The sequence below is a fragment of the Microbulbifer maximicatervae (SeqCode) genome (genome assembly GCF_052468295.1).
Genome location: NZ_CP174340.1, coordinates 2631556 through 2646201 on the forward strand (window position 1 = coordinate 2631556; position 14646 = coordinate 2646201).

A 14646-nucleotide genomic window follows, 5' to 3' on the forward strand; every position below is an offset into this window, starting at 1 on the left:
GTTGATCTGCAAGGGAATACGCCATGGCTCGCAACAAGGTACAGTTTCAGAAGGGTATTAGTTTGACCCAATTCCTCAAAATGTACGGCAGCGAGGAACAGTGCTTCGATGCACTGTCGCAGTGGCGTTGGCCCAATGGCTTTAGTTGTCCTCACTGCGGGCATGACAAGCATTGCGACCTCGCTTATCGCAAGCTTAAGCAATGTAACCATTGTCGGCGTCAGACATCGATTACCTCTCGTACAATTTTTGACTCCACGAAGCTCCCCCTCACCACCTGGTTTCTCGGTATTTTCCTGATTACTCAGGATAAGAAGGGCATTTCCTCTATGGAGCTATCTCGACATCTAGGTATCTCTTACAACGCAGCATGGCGTATGAAGCAGAAACTCATGCAAGTGATGATGGAGCGAGACCAACGATACAAACTGTCCGGTTTTATTGAACTAGATGATGCCTATCTCGGTGGTGAGCGTACTGGATGCAAGCCCGGGCGCGGAGCCAAGGGTAAAACTCCCTTTGTGGCGGCCGTTGAAACAACCAAGGAGGGACGCCCAACCCGTATTAAGCTCTCAATTATCAAGGGCTTCAAAAGCAGTGAAATTTCAACCTGGAGTAAAAAGTACCTTTGCAGTGGCAGCACAGTCATCTCAGATGGTCTTCCATGCTTCAATGCCATTAAGGAGGCCGGTTGTGTACATGACAAAATTGTTTGTGGTGGTGGCCGAGCTTCTGTTGAAGAGCCTGAGTTCTATTGGGTAAATACAGTACTTGGTAATTTAAAGAGTGCGCTACGTAGCACTTACCATGCTATTAGGCCGAAATATGCACAGCGCTATTTGGCAGAATTTCAATATCGCTTTAATCGGAGGTTTGATTTGTCGGCACTCATTCCAAGATTGATTTACGTCTCTCTTCGGACACCACCGATGCCAGAAAGGTTGCTAAAAATTGGCTTAGCATAAGTGGTAATTAGGAAATTATAAAGCCCCTGAGTTACTCAGAAACCCTCAAGCCTTACATAGTGCATGGGGCGACCTGCCCAGGATAGGAGCACAATGGCGCTGAATTAATAATTTCCGATGTACAGCAGGCTGAGCTTCCGCCATTTAATTGGCTGCACCCAGGGCCGCCACAGGCCCCACACGAGCTGGAACAGCAAGCTCCCGACCCACTGTATATTCCAGCTTTCTCATTTTCGCATACAGCCCCCTTAAGGCCATATATCTTTCTCCCTTGCTTCACTGAAATATTGTCAAAGTAGGCATAGACTTTTTTGGAGGGTGACCACAAAGCTGAACTACCGCCATGAAAAGTACTGAACTGAAATTTATCAATAGCTACCCTATCACTACCAGTCAGCCGCAACCCTTGTTCCTCTACAATTTTTTTGCCATTTATAAATAGCTCGATATATCCGTCAGCATTATTTGCACTGCTATTTAATTGCACAAACAACTCAATCCGATACCAGGTATCCCGCTCAAATCTAAAGCTGTCATTCCCTTGATACCCATCTCCACACCGAGCGACTCTATCCTGATGATAGGTATAGAGCCCGACCCTACCCTCCGCACCAAACTTAACCCGCACACTCCAACTCTTCGGATCAATAGGTACGCATCCTGAAGCCTGTCCCCCACCAGCAAGGCCGTGTAGCTTACCGCCCTTAACAAATTCGAAGTTCCGATGAAACTTCACATCGTAAGCGAGAGTTGCCGATGAAACAGATTTGGCTAATTGGGTTGATGTACTAATTCTCTCCGAACCCTTTTCATAAGGAATATACTGAGCTTCCAGAGCATAGCCATCACCGGGCATTGGAATTAAATTTAAATGCTGATCATCAAACGTAGCCAGTGGTTGCAAATCAAAAGTTCTTCGCAACAAGGTAATATCGGTATATTTCATATAGGGAATCCCAACCCGATATCTACCAGAATTTGAAATTGCTCTGAATCTGCCTTGATTTGATGAGAACCCATGTACATAGATCTTCTTTCTTACAAACTTTTTCATTTCCTCATAATTCAAATAAAACTTGAATCCATGGGGAACGCCCTGGGTATCACATATATTGGCAATTCCCTTTGACGACTTCTGATCAGCTCTGGAAACTTTTAATGGAAACCCGCTTCTACTGTCTCCACCTAGATAAAGACCAACAGAAACTGACTTGAATACTCCTTTCTGACACGCCCACCCAGAAACAACCAAGCCTCCCCCCAAATATTCAACCCGATCAACCCTACCGATCATCTGGGCGAAATCCTGATTACCTGTACTAAATGAAAAAAGAGTCACGAGTAAAAACACAGAAAACATCTTGAATAATACCCGACAGCATTGACATCACTATTAAATATAGAAGCTACTTGTTCGGATGAGTGAGGGCGCACATAGCCCGAGAAAATCATAAGAAAGCGCGAAAATAAATGCGAAAGGCTTCCTCCGCCTTGGCGGAATAATAATGGATTCAAGGGCGTTTAACGCCCTTTAGAAACTTGAAGAAAAAATATTCACTGAGATGAAAGGCGCTAGTCACGCCAATAAGGGGGATAGAAACTAAGGTCAGTGTTCAGAATTACCGTGAGAAGCCTCTTCTTGAGATTTACTGCGAATCCCAAAGAGCCCCTTGCGCTCAGTTATACCTTCTGGCTCCGGCTGCAGAAAACTGCGCAATTTATCTTTTTCCCACATAGCATCCTGATAGCCGAGATCGATAAGTTCTTCGATATATGGCCTTTCAAATAATAGATAACTGGCTGCAGAAACACCGCCACCGGGATTGGTCGCACCCGTTGAGCGGAATAACCAGCGTAGCGCTGAGGGAAGGTGACCAAGTTTTCTGCCACTAAGACGCCCTAAACTCTGCGAGGGCTCAATAACAACCGACTCTACCGAACGCAACAATTTCAAATCCGAATGATCTGTTGGATCCACATAGTCAAGTAACATATTTACTCGATCCAGATGCTCCAAGTCTGCCTCCAAGCTATCGATAAATGCGGCATTGAATAACTGAGCAGCTATTTGCGCCATCGAAGGGGACTCCATCTGCGCAGGACTGTTGCGACTCCCCCAATGGGCTGGAGAACGGTTGTCCGACACACCCACCACAAATACACGCTTGGCACCGAGATGCAGTGCCGGACTAATCGGGGCCATCAGACGAATGGCACCATCGCAAAAATAAACTCCATCTAATTTGACCGCCGGGAAAATGGCAGGAATTGCTGCTGACGCCAATAGGTGGTCCGAGGTTAATTGAGTAGGCACTCCAAAGCGACGAAACCGCTGCCACCCTTTAACATTCTCCGCTCCCTGAAAATAGCTGACGGACTGCCCTTCACTATAAGAAAGCGCATTAACACTTGTGGCATGCAAATGCCCAGCCGAAATATTTTTTTGAATATTGTCAAAGTTTATCTCGCGCTCAACCAAACTACGCAGCGGACTGTTATCCAGGAGTGCCAAAGGTTTTTGTCTACCCACACCTTGGTTCAAGAGCGAACGACTGATGGAAAACAGGTTCCCAAGTAAACTACGCCAACTGGTGCGATAAACCTGCTCAACACTAAGCTGCAACCAAACTGAGCACATTCTGTCGACAGCTTCTTTAAAGGTGCCTGTATGAGAGGCGAGAAGCATCGCGTTCATAGCTCCTGCAGAGGTGCCGCAGATTATCTGAAAGGGCCGAGGATTATCTTCTGGAACCAGTTCCGCAAGCGCCCTTAAAACGCCCGCTTGATAGGCAGCACGCGCACCTCCCCCAGAGAGAACCAGAGCGTTACGCTGGCCAGGTTTGTTACTTTCACTGTTACTTGTCGACAAAGTTTTCTTCCAATACAACAAGCCCGCAAACAACAGAGTCTGCTTAAAGGCTATTGAGAAAAAAGCCCATATGCAACTCAGATTCAGAGTTGTCGGGGATATTTGGTAAGATAAATAGAATCTTTTAAGTGTACTTATTATTCTAAATCGATAGATCTATTAGAGAGCCATATCTACAACGTAACGACCTATTCCATGCCCTCTATTTAAGCGCGCAAGAAACTCTGGAGCCTGATCAAGGCTAATATTCTCCGCAATACTGTCGAGCTTATCGCCGATATACCACTCACTGGCCAACCGCTTCCATACTTCTGCCTTCTTTTCTATTGGCAAAACAGCGCTATCCACACCCAACAAACTAATACCGCGCAAGATAAATGGAAATACATTGGCGTGAAATTGAGCACCTGAAGCCATACCACAAGCAGCCACTCCGCCGCCGTAGCGCAGGGATTTAATGACATTAAAAAGCGTTTCCCCGCCCACAGTATCGACAGCCCAGGCCCACAATGGCTTGGCCATCGCTTTATTGGCAAAAGGGGCCAGCGTATCCCGGTCGAGAACCTTCCATGCGCCCAATCTCGCCAAATAATCAGCAGACTCCAACTTTCCCGTCACTGCTGCGACACGAAAGCCTAGCTTCGCCAGCAAGGCGACGGCAACAGAGCCGACGCCCCCGGTTGAACCTGTTACCAGAATCTCTCCATCCTCAGGAGATGCGCCGGACTCCAGGAGCTTTTCAACACAAAGCGCGGCGGTAAAACCCGCCGTACCCAGTGCCATAGACTCCCAAGCTGTTAGGCCCTCGGGGATTGGCAAGGCCCATTGCGGAGGAACGGCAATACGCTCTGCAAGTCCACCAGAAGTATTCATGCCCAAATCGTAGCCATTGACCAATAATTCGGCACCCGGTTGAAACGTTTTGCTCCGATCGAACAGCACTTTGCCCACCGCATCAATACCCGGGGTATGGGGGTAGGTATTAGTAATCCCACGATTGCCAAACGCAGATAAAGAATCTTTGAAATTCAAGGATGAATAACTTACGGCCAACAGCAAGGGGTTATCGGGAAGTTCAGAAAGTTGACGCTCAACAACAGACTGGTCAAACTTTCCCGAAGCTACTTCGGCAACCTGAATTGCCCGAAATTTTTCATCCCTATCTATTTCCATGGGGTATATCCCGCAACACTATCAACCTGTAACGTTACAACTATTGAGCCTGATGACGCAGAGCTGCCAGCCGTGAAAAGAGACGAGTGACCGCCGATTCCACACCTGCTTCTGCCGCCAACCCTATTTTCTTAGCTATATTTTTCCGTTCTTTGAATTCCACCTGATATAAGTCGCAGTCCTTAGCACAACTGGTCAAGTATTCATCTGATGTTTTCAGTTCATCGACCAGTCCCAAGGATAGAGCTTTTTGCCCGAACCAAACCTCGCCCGTGGCAACTTTGTCGACGTCGAGTTTTTGACGGTACTCCCCGACAAAGTGCTGAAACAGAATATGGATCTCATCTAAATCCTCTTGGAACTTCTGTTTGCCTTCCTCAGTATTTTCACCAAACATGGTTACAGTGCGCTTGTACTGGCCCGCAGTAAACAGTTCGTAATCGATATCGTTGCGCTTCAACAGGCGGTTAAAGTTCGGCATCTGAGCTAAAACACCAATAGAGCCCAACATCGCAAAGGGTGCTGCCAGGATACGATCTGCAACACAGGCCATCATATAGCCCCCACTGGCAGCTACTTTATCGACAGCAATAGTCAAATGGATACCTGCACTGCGAATCCTGGTTAACTGGCTGGCGGCCAAACCATAGTTCGCCACCATGCCCCCAGGGCTTTCAAGACAAAGGAGAACTTCATCTCCGGACTCTGCCACTTGAAGAATGGCCGTCACCTCTTCACGCAAATGGGAAAGAGCACTCGCTTTGATATCCCCATTAAATTGCATAACAAAGACACGCTTGCGCTCGGAGACCAACTCCCCTTTTATACCCTTGGACTTATGCTCTCCTTCCTCTTTAGCAACGTCGGAAGAAGTAGCAGCACTTTTTTCAGGCTGCTTTTTGCTCTCAGCTTTATGTTTTTTAGCCAGGGCTTTTTCCTGAGTCTTCTTTTCTTTCGCCATTTGCTTTTTACGACGGGCGAATTCGTGCTTATCCATCACAGCTTCAAGCAGTGTTTCTTTAAACTGCTCATAGCGATCATTCAAATGTGTAACTGTGATATGCCCCTGAACACGCTCTTTCAGCTGCTCTCGATTTGCAAAAATAAAACCTATCAACACCATTAAGGCCACGACAACCGTAACAATTTTGGCTAGAAAAAGGCCGTATTCAATTAAAAATTCCACTTAGACTCCATTTTCCGTCTTAACTAATTTTTATTTAGCTTCAGTATTTTACTGCCAACCTTCCAGGGCGGAAGTTGCTCGCTGATTAAGGGGGCGAGCCAACAAACCGCTGTGGCTAATACGCACCTCGTAAACCGCACCGTCCTCCATAGGTAGAAATGTGGCACTGCCATATACCGCATCAACAAAGGGCAACTTGCGATCAACACCGCGTACAAACTGCCAAACATCCACGCCATAGTTCGCCCCCTCTATTTCATGGACAGAACGCTCGCGAGCTCGCTCATCCTGCAGCGTGAGATAGCGACCACTCAACCTGTCCAGACGATAAGCGGGCTTAATTCCCCAGCGGGCTAATGGACCCTGCCACTTGAGCATTCGGGCATCCAACTGCCACTGATCCCCAAGCAATTCAAACTTTTGCGCTATACCATCCGCATCAGAAAACTTGACTTCAAATTGCTGCTCGGCAATTTTTCGAAACGAAACAATGCCAACACTGTGCTCTTCAGCCAGGTTTCTATAGCTGTAAACATCTGCAGCAATCAGAACAATCCAAAGAGCAGTTGCAAAAAGAAAAAGACCGGCGGAACCACGTATAAACCCCAGGAACCAATTTCCCGATAGCAGGACTCGCGCCCCCCAAAACACAAACAACAACGCCAGGATGGCAATAATAAAGGTAATCGCTATATACATTATGATTTCTACTCCCTGATACTGCGCAACATCTTTAAACCAACCTTACGGGCGGTTCTTCGCCGCAGCCTTTTCGACAAAAGTGTGGATCAAGCGGCCGGACAGGGTTTGTATGGGCGGTATAGCTGGCAATGAGCTGTAGTGGAACCAGTCTGCCTCTTCTATCTCATTGGGGTCCAAGCACAATCCCCCACCTTGCCACTCCGCCAAATACCCGATCATCAACTGCCCGGGAAAAGGCCAGGACTGGCTCCCCACATACTCCAGGGCACCCACTTTGAGCCCCACTTCCTCATAGACTTCACGCACCAGCGCTTGCTCTGCACTCTCACCGGGCTCTATAAACCCAGCGAGGGCCGTATAAGTTGCATTTCGACGCGAGGCGTGACGAGCTAAGAGACACTCATCTCCTCGGGTAACAAGCATAATTACACAGGGGGCGATTCTGGGGTAGACAGTAAGATCACAAGCCGGGCAGGTGCGAGCGCGATCATTAGAGTGATAGATGGTGGGAGTGCCACAACGACCGCAAAATCGATGTTGGCTATCCCAATGGGAAATCTGTAGCGCCCGCCCAGCCAATGCAAACATCGGCTCCTCAACCAAAGTCAGCAGACTGCGTAGGTTTCGCCATTCATAGCCGGCAATTTCAACCTGGCGAGACAAAACGTGGACACCACACGCCCGCCCACTTAGCTCTCCCAAATAGTGGCTGGATTGAACAGCCTCCGCTACCAATACCTGGGCGTCGTGGAGGAAAAAATCTCCTCGGCAGAGAATCAGCCCATCAGCAATCAAGATATGCTGAGAAAATTTCGGGACTGCCCACACATTACCTGCTGGGACAAACTTATCTACCAAGGAGACCTCCTTAATTATGCGGCCTCAACGGGATAACCCAGAGCAGTCAAGCTTTCGATAGCGAGACTGAGGGATTGAATATCTGCTTGCCTATGCAGCTTTACCTCTCCCAGATAGTACTCAAGGCTGATAATCGCATCGGCAAAAATATGCAAAGATTGCTCTACCTCAGGACCGGCATCATGGCGGTCGATAACAGTCTCAACAAAGTTCAACAAACCTTCGACTACGGCCGCTGCTCTACTTAAGTTGAGAACGATCAAGCCTCCGCGCACTGAGTTCAAAGTAGTGGAAACATTGCGAATATGGCCATGATCAAAGTCGGACTCTGCATAGGCCGCCAGCGCTCTCTTAATCAACGCCAAACCGGCTTCAGCCTCTTTAAGTACAGCCACTTCCGCTTCCGCCAGCTGGCTGTGCTCAAAGGCAATATCCGCATGACCGTATTCATCCAGATCAATAGAAGTACTCTGCTTGAGCGCTCTTACCGTGCTATCGACCATCAACACCTGGCCTGTCAGTTTTTGCAGTGCGCTGTCCGCTATGGAACCACCCGCGCCGGAGGCACTCTGGTATTCCGCAACCGCGCTGCGCAGACTCTCTCCAACCCGCTTAAAATTGAGCATCTGCAAGGTACCGGCCACCCTTTGCAGTGAAGAAGCGAGGCCATCTTCTGCATCCAAGGAAGTAGTACCAATTAACTCAGCGTCATCCAACATCCGGCGCACACCGGACAACTCTTCCTCTAAGGCGTTAGCAACTGCGGTAATTGCCGTAGCGCCGGGGCCTCCAAGGGTGGCTCGCTCCCGCTCTAACTCCTCTTCACTGTAATCAAGAGGCTCTGCGGAGAAGGCCTCCAGCAACTTGCCACCAAAGCCCTCGGGCTTGGAAAGAGTCAGCCAATAGAGGCACTCTTTCAGCAAAATCGGTGGCGCAGGCTGATCTAAAGCTGTATCACACTCTTTTTGTAATGCTCGCAGCCAGCGATCAAACATACTGAAAACCATCACCCGGGATCGACTGATGCGCATTTCCTGGGAGGCCATACCTGCAAGTGCCGCCCCTGCTACCACCCATAAACGCCCATTTGGGCGCCCCATGGTGATGCTTGCGATTCTCTCAAGGGCGCGAGACATCATCGTGTACGCTGGGCCCCGAGGTTTACCTCGCAACAGAGCCAACAAACCAACCTGGTACATATGACGGAATCGGCGAACAAAACTATTCAAGTCTTCCGACATTACCGCAGAAGCCCCTGCACCAGGCACAGCCCCCTCCAAGTTACAACGGAAAAAATGACTTTCCGGCACAGGGGGCTGAGACCGGGCCGCACGCAAATTATTGATATAGGGAATCAGCAATTCTGGACGGGCAATGGCACGACTTTGGACAAAATCCAAGTAGCGTCCCATTACGTAAAAACCTGTGCCCAACGCTTCCATCAGTTCTTCTGAGGCGCTCTGTCTCTCCTCTAACACCTCTGTAAGCGCTTTGATTTTCTCTTGGGCGAGGAGCTCAGCTGCCTGGAGCTGCACCATCTGCAATACTCCACTAACCTGCCTGAGTGCAGCCAAACTCTGTTCGAGAGCCTGCTTTTGGGAAGTATCCGCGGCAAATTTATCCAAGTGTGAGGCGGCATTATCGATGGTAGCTACCAGCTCATCCTTCACTACATTGACAGAAGTGATATTGATCTTGCGCAATTCAGTCTTTGGCTGCACCGCTGCATTCTTCCTATAATCGAACAAAAAACAACCAGATCAGGATGATTCTGGCCTCATTAAGGGCAATTTACCCCAATAAATAAAAGAGTCCACCTTTCGCCAAACAATTTCCACCGAATAATCGACAAATAACCTAGCGGCGGGGCTGAAGCCCCTAAATTACTTGAATTTTCCAGAAAACCCAGTAGCGTTTGCTACTTTCAAGTTTAAAGCTGTACGTTTTTTTGTGTTAAAGAACAAAAACCAATCAATCTGTGCACAATAAACCCGGGGAAGCACGCAGCGATAATTGAGCTCAGGTATCTATTTCGCATACACCGCCGATTCCCAAAGATTCCATTTTGACCCACACCAATGGGTTAACCAAGGAAGTAAATGATGAACACTTACAACAACACCATTGCGGCATCCGGCGGCGGATTTGGTCGCGCCTTTGCCGAAAATTTTCTCGGCGAAGCGCCTGATTGGTACAAATTGACCATAGCCGCCTTTTTGCTTCTCAACCCGTTAATACTGTATGTATCGGGGCCTTTTGTAACAGGCTGGGTCCTTATTGGTGAATTCATTTTTACCCTGGCGATGGCCCTGAAGTGTTACCCACTTCAACCCGGCGGACTGCTCGCAATTGAAGCCGTATTGATGGGTATGACAAGCACCGACGCCGTCTACCACGAGGTAGTTGAGAATATCGAAGTTATTCTGCTGCTAATGTTTATGGTGGCCGGCATTTACTTTATGAAGAGCCTGCTTCTATTTGTATTCACTAAAATTTTGATTAATGTGAATTCAAAATCACTGCTGTCACTACTTTTCTGTGCTGTATCTGCAGTACTGTCAGCATTCTTAGATGCCTTGACCGTAACTGCTGTTCTGATTGCGGTTGCCGTAGGCTTTTACTCAGTCTATCACCGGGTCGCCTCCCAGCAGCCACACCACCACAACGACCACGACCACTCCAACGATGAGCATGTCGTGGAGTATCACCGCGAAGACTTGGATCAGTTTCGAGCCTACCTTCGCAGCCTGATCATGCATGGCGCCGTAGGCACTGCTCTCGGTGGTGTTTGCACCTTGGTTGGAGAACCGCAAAACCTGCTGATCGCTGAGAAAGCCGGGTGGGAATTTGTACAGTTTTTCCTGCAGATGGCCCCAGTAACCATTCCAACATTCTTTGCCGGCCTGGCTACTTGTTTCTTTTTGGAGAAAATTAAAATGTTTGGCTATGGAGCCCAGCTCCCTAGCGCCGTACGTGAGGTACTGGTTAATTTTTCCAAAGAGGAAGAAAAGAAGCGCACCTCGGCACAGGTTGCCGAGCTGGGGATTCAGGGCATTGTCGCTGTGGTTCTGGTTTTTGCCCTGGCATTTCATGTTGCCGAAGTCGGTATCATTGGCCTGATGATTATCGTACTTCTGACCTCGTTTAACGGCGTTGTTCAAGAAGCTAGAATCGGCCACGCGTTTGAAGAGGCACTGCCATTTACTGCACTGCTCGTGGTTTTCTTTGCAATTGTTGCAGTGATTCACCAGCAGCACCTATTCGAGCCTGTAACTAACTTCGTTCTCGCACAAAAGCCCGAACAGCAGCCAGGATTGCTATTCATGGCAAACGGTATTTTATCGATGATTAGCGACAATGTTTTTGTGGCAACGGTTTACATTAACGAAGTTAAGGCTGCCCTCACCGCAGGTGACATTACCCGAGAACATTTTGACAAGCTGGCCATTGCCATCAATACCGGAACCAACCTACCCAGCGTTGCCACTCCCAATGGACAAGCTGCATTTTTGTTCCTGCTGACATCGGCCCTGGCACCTCTCATACGCCTATCTTATGGCCGCATGGTGATCATGGCTCTGCCCTATACCATCGTACTGAGTATTGTTGCTTTGATTTGCGTGGTCTACGCGATCTAAAGAGAACTTGTATAAGAGACTATCTGGATGGGTGGGAATTGATAATTCCCACCCGCTCAGAAAAAGAAAAGCGCAATGAACATCAAGATTAAAGAGAACACCTCTTCATTGATGTGCTACCAGAAGTGTTTACCCGCTGATTTCTCCAGCAATCCTAGCATCGATTGATGCGCTTCAGCTTCCTGTGGCGTAGCACGCGCTACTAGCAGGGGCGCGCGATCTGCCGATAGGCGACGAATGGCTTCACCCGCCACATCATTTTCCGCCTTCTTACCTTCCTCCCCTTCCGAGGAATCACCCTGTGCCAACACCAAATCGGTTTGGCCACCGGTCATCATCAGGTAGACGTCGGCAAGAATCTCCGCATCCAGTAATGCGCCGTGCAAATCCCGCTGGGAGTTATCGACAAAGTAGCGCTTACAAAGGGCGTCCAGATTGTTTTTCTGCCCAGGGTGCTTTTCCCGGGCCATTGTCAGGGTATCCAAAACCCCACAATGCGCATTGACATTGCGCCAGCGCGGATTACCCAGCAGCCTCAGCTCAGCATCAATAAAACCGACATCGAAGGGCGCGTTGTGAATAACCAGCTCTGCACCTTCACAGAAGGTCATAAATTCATCGGCGATCTGAGCGAATACGGGTTTATCCGCCAGGAATTCATTAGTGATTCCATGGACCTCAATAGCCCCATCTTCCACTTGTCGCTGCGGGTTGATGTACTGGTGATAGTGACGGCCAGTCAACTTCCGGTTAACCAGCTCTACGCAACCAATTTCAATAATACGATGGCCGCTTTTGGGATCGAGACCTGTTGTCTCTGTATCGAGAACCACTTGACGCATATGCAATATTCCCCTCAGGACTCCAGCTCATCGACGCCACGATTTGCCAACTGATCGGCCCGCTCATTGCCCGGGTGGCCGGCATGACCCTTAACCCAGTGCCACTCTACATCATGCTCGGAGACGCTCTCATCCAACTGCCGCCATAGGTCTGCATTTTTGACAGGCTTCTTACTCGCTGTCTTCCAACCGTTCTTTTTCCAGTTGTTAATCCAGCCGGTAATTCCCTGGCGCAGGTACTGTGAGTCAGTATGCAAATCAACTTTGCACGGCTGTTTAAGAGCCTCCAAAGCTTTGATTGCAGCTAACAATTCCATACGATTATTGGTGGTATGCGCCTCCCCACCAAACAATTCTTTCTCCCGCTCACCGTACACCAACAGAGCACCCCAACCGCCGGGACCAGGATTACCGCGACAAGCGCCATCTGTATAGATAGTAATTTGTTTCAAAACTTACGCCAAAATTAGATATGGGGCCGATTTTCAGCGAAATCAGCGCTTTTGATGCTTCCCGCGTGCTGCAACGCGAGGGCTCGACGGGGTGGCAACCAAAGCGGGCTTTCTCTCGGCCCGCCAATTGATTTTAATAGTGCGAACACGTGCCACTTCTTTGCGGGCGACTATGATGTAAAAGCCCCCCCATGGCAAGTGCAAGCGGGAGCCAAGGCGCTCCATCCAAGCCGTCTTGGATAGCAATTCCTTTTGCTGTAATGGCAAGCGGAAGAAGCCGCGATCTACCCTCTCAGCCTGCAAGTCCAACAGATTCATCCAGTCGGCAATTCGAGCAGCCCGCAGTTGATTTCCGCGCTGGTAAGCCCCCCTGGAAAACAGCAGACGGGACAAGCCGAGCAAGGAAAATGGGTTAAACCCGATTAGCAGCATATGACCACCGGGTATCAAAACCCTGGCCGCCTCTCTCAATACTTGGTGGGGATGACTGGAGAAGTCCAAAAGGTGATGCAGCAGTACTACATCGATTGAATCGGCGGGGAGGGGCAGTTGCTCGAACTCCACTACCGCAGCCCCGCCCTGCTCAGAGGTCGCCCCCAATCGAAAACGATGATTGATACGACTGAAGGCGCCAAAATCAACGGATTGGGTCACGCTGGCCTGTAGAAAGTGATAACCGAAAAAGCCCTCCACTAAGGGTTGGGCCAATGCCAGCTGTTGCGAGAGAATCTCCTCTCCCAGCGAACTGGAAAACCAATGGGATAGCGCTGGGCAGACCTTGCCAAGAGGGGATTGCTCCTCATCATTACCAGGCCTGCTCTTTCCGGTCATCATATCTCCATTGATCAATTTAACAGCTATTCAATTCTACACTCGGGCGATGTTTCCAGGGCCTTACTCTAAGTAAACCAGTCCTCAGGTAACAATTCACACCGTCTCACGCCTTCCATGATATTGTTCTGCTATTCAGCGAAAAGACGATTCGATTATGCTATCCATCACGCCAATCCCCGCCTTTAATGACAACTATATCTGGCACCTGCAAAAAGATGGCCAGCACTGGGTAGTCGACCCTGGTGATGCTGTGCCAGTAGAAAAGGCCCTAGAGGGGACCATACTCAGCGGCATTCTCATTACTCATCACCACTATGACCATACCGGTGGCATCGAAACGCTTTGCCACCAGTACCAGTGCCCTGTCTATGGCCCCGAGCACATACCCGGTGTCACTCACCCCATTGCCGGTGGAGATTCCTTACAGGTCCTTGGCATGCCCTTCCAGGTACACGCTGTTCCGGGGCACACTCTAGACCACTTAGCTTTGGTTTTGAATGAAACCACAGCAGCAGGCGGTGAACAATTACACCTTTTTTGTGGTGACACTCTTTTTTCCGCTGGCTGCGGCAGGTTGTTCGAAGGCACTCCAGAGCAGATGTACCATTCCCTGCAAAAGCTCAGTAAATTACCCGCCGCAACTTTTGTCTATCCTGCACACGAGTACACACTCGGCAACCTGAAGTTTGCCCAAACGGTAGAGCCTAACAATCAAGCCATTGAGGCAAGGGTTGCTCAGTGCAAAGCCCTGAGAGTAGAAAACAAGCCAACTTTGCCTTCAACTATCGCCCTTGAGCTAGACACCAACCCATTTCTTCGCTGTCAGTATCCGGAAGTTAGGCAGACAGCTATCAATTCGAGACCGGAGTTAAATGACGGAAGCGATAACGTAGATATTTTTGCGAGCTTGCGCGGCTGGAAGGACAACTTCTAAACGCCCAACTTCACCTAAACTCCTCTCAGGCTGGGTGATAAACTAGCAATTCGCATACTTTTTAACCGTCAATATTGACCGAAACTAATTTGCCTAATTAGAATCAAAAGTAATTGACCAAATGCCTGGCGCTTTACCAATAATTGTTCTGAAATGCGTCAGGATGAATTACAAGAAAGACTCGCGGATATCA

The 14646-nt window shown here is 48.9% G+C and carries 13 protein-coding genes; 3 read left to right on the forward strand and 10 right to left on the reverse strand.

Annotated features, from left to right (window positions below; translation table 11 throughout):
• Nucleotides 1-23: 23 nt before the first annotated feature.
• Complete coding sequence (locus ACJJIQ_RS11940) at nt 24-965, forward strand: IS1595 family transposase (protein ID WP_445362153.1); 942 nt, start codon at nt 24-26, stop codon at nt 963-965.
• Between the two features lie 52 nt (nt 966-1017).
• Here ACJJIQ_RS11940 and ACJJIQ_RS11945 read toward each other — a convergent pair whose 3' ends face one another.
• The 7 genes from ACJJIQ_RS11945 to ACJJIQ_RS11975 form a co-directional block, all read right to left on the reverse strand.
• The gene (locus ACJJIQ_RS11945) at nt 1018-2217 is read right to left on the reverse strand and encodes a polysaccharide lyase (RefSeq protein WP_445364718.1); all 1200 of its coding nucleotides are present in this window, start codon (nt 2215-2217) and stop codon (nt 1018-1020) included.
• A 354-nt stretch (nt 2218-2571) separates the two neighbouring features.
• Nucleotides 2572-3834, reverse strand: a complete 1263-nt coding sequence (locus tag ACJJIQ_RS11950; RefSeq protein WP_445364719.1) for a patatin-like phospholipase family protein — start codon at nt 3832-3834, stop codon at nt 2572-2574.
• A 159-nt stretch (nt 3835-3993) separates the two neighbouring features.
• Entirely contained in the window at nt 3994-5007 is a 1014-nt protein-coding gene (locus ACJJIQ_RS11955; protein WP_444957280.1) for a YhdH/YhfP family quinone oxidoreductase, read from the reverse strand.
• Between the two features lie 40 nt (nt 5008-5047).
• A complete protein-coding gene (gene sohB / locus ACJJIQ_RS11960) occupies nt 5048-6193 on the reverse strand; it encodes a protease SohB (protein ID WP_445364720.1) in 1146 nt (381 codons plus the stop codon).
• A 48-nt stretch (nt 6194-6241) separates the two neighbouring features.
• Complete coding sequence (locus ACJJIQ_RS11965; protein WP_413665185.1) at nt 6242-6892, reverse strand: cation/multidrug efflux pump; 651 nt, start codon at nt 6890-6892, stop codon at nt 6242-6244.
• A 45-nt stretch (nt 6893-6937) separates the two neighbouring features.
• Nucleotides 6938-7753 (reverse strand): NAD(+) diphosphatase, encoded by an 816-nt coding sequence (nudC, locus tag ACJJIQ_RS11970; RefSeq protein WP_445364721.1) that lies wholly within the window; start codon nt 7751-7753, stop codon nt 6938-6940.
• Nucleotides 7754-7767: 14 nt separating this feature from the next.
• The gene (locus tag ACJJIQ_RS11975; protein ID WP_445364722.1) at nt 7768-9474 is read right to left on the reverse strand and encodes a FimL-related protein; all 1707 of its coding nucleotides are present in this window, start codon (nt 9472-9474) and stop codon (nt 7768-7770) included.
• Nucleotides 9475-9855: 381 nt separating this feature from the next.
• Here ACJJIQ_RS11975 and nhaB point away from each other — a divergent pair, with 381 nt between their 5' ends.
• Nucleotides 9856-11391, forward strand: a complete 1536-nt coding sequence (gene nhaB, locus ACJJIQ_RS11980) for a sodium/proton antiporter NhaB (RefSeq protein WP_445364811.1) — start codon at nt 9856-9858, stop codon at nt 11389-11391.
• Between the two features lie 116 nt (nt 11392-11507).
• Here nhaB and dnaQ read toward each other — a convergent pair whose 3' ends face one another.
• From dnaQ to ACJJIQ_RS11995, 3 genes are read right to left on the reverse strand one after another with little or no spacing between them, the layout of a single operon-like run.
• Nucleotides 11508-12233, reverse strand: a complete 726-nt coding sequence (gene dnaQ, locus ACJJIQ_RS11985) for a DNA polymerase III subunit epsilon (protein ID WP_282933422.1) — start codon at nt 12231-12233, stop codon at nt 11508-11510.
• 14 nt (nt 12234-12247) lie between these two features.
• Nucleotides 12248-12685, reverse strand: a complete 438-nt coding sequence (rnhA, locus tag ACJJIQ_RS11990) for a ribonuclease HI (protein WP_444905762.1) — start codon at nt 12683-12685, stop codon at nt 12248-12250.
• A 42-nt stretch (nt 12686-12727) separates the two neighbouring features.
• Nucleotides 12728-13516 (reverse strand): class I SAM-dependent methyltransferase, encoded by a 789-nt coding sequence (locus tag ACJJIQ_RS11995; RefSeq protein ID WP_444942151.1) that lies wholly within the window; start codon nt 13514-13516, stop codon nt 12728-12730.
• A gap of 157 nt (nt 13517-13673) precedes the next feature.
• Between ACJJIQ_RS11995 and gloB the strand changes: the two genes are divergently transcribed.
• Nucleotides 13674-14453, forward strand: coding sequence for a hydroxyacylglutathione hydrolase (gloB, locus tag ACJJIQ_RS12000; protein WP_445364723.1), 780 nt, complete (start codon nt 13674-13676; stop codon nt 14451-14453).
• The last annotated feature ends 193 nt before the right edge of the window (nt 14454-14646 follow it).

What these genes read in the sequence shown, in the direction of transcription:
- ACJJIQ_RS11940 (WP_445362153.1), top strand. Translation starts at nt 24, where the DNA reads ATGGCTCGCAACAAGGTACAGTTTCAGAAGGGTATTAGTTTGACCCAA.
- ACJJIQ_RS11955 (WP_444957280.1), bottom strand. Translation starts at nt 5,007, where the DNA reads ATGGAAATAGATAGGGATGAAAAATTTCGGGCAATTCAGGTTGCCGAA.
- ACJJIQ_RS11965 (WP_413665185.1), bottom strand. Translation starts at nt 6,892, where the DNA reads ATGTATATAGCGATTACCTTTATTATTGCCATCCTGGCGTTGTTGTTT.
- nhaB (WP_445364811.1), top strand. Translation starts at nt 9,856, where the DNA reads ATGAACACTTACAACAACACCATTGCGGCATCCGGCGGCGGATTTGGT.
- dnaQ (WP_282933422.1), bottom strand. Translation starts at nt 12,233, where the DNA reads ATGCGTCAAGTGGTTCTCGATACAGAGACAACAGGTCTCGATCCCAAA.
- ACJJIQ_RS11995 (WP_444942151.1), bottom strand. Translation starts at nt 13,516, where the DNA reads ATGACCGGAAAGAGCAGGCCTGGTAATGATGAGGAGCAATCCCCTCTT.
- gloB (WP_445364723.1), top strand. Translation starts at nt 13,674, where the DNA reads ATGCTATCCATCACGCCAATCCCCGCCTTTAATGACAACTATATCTGG.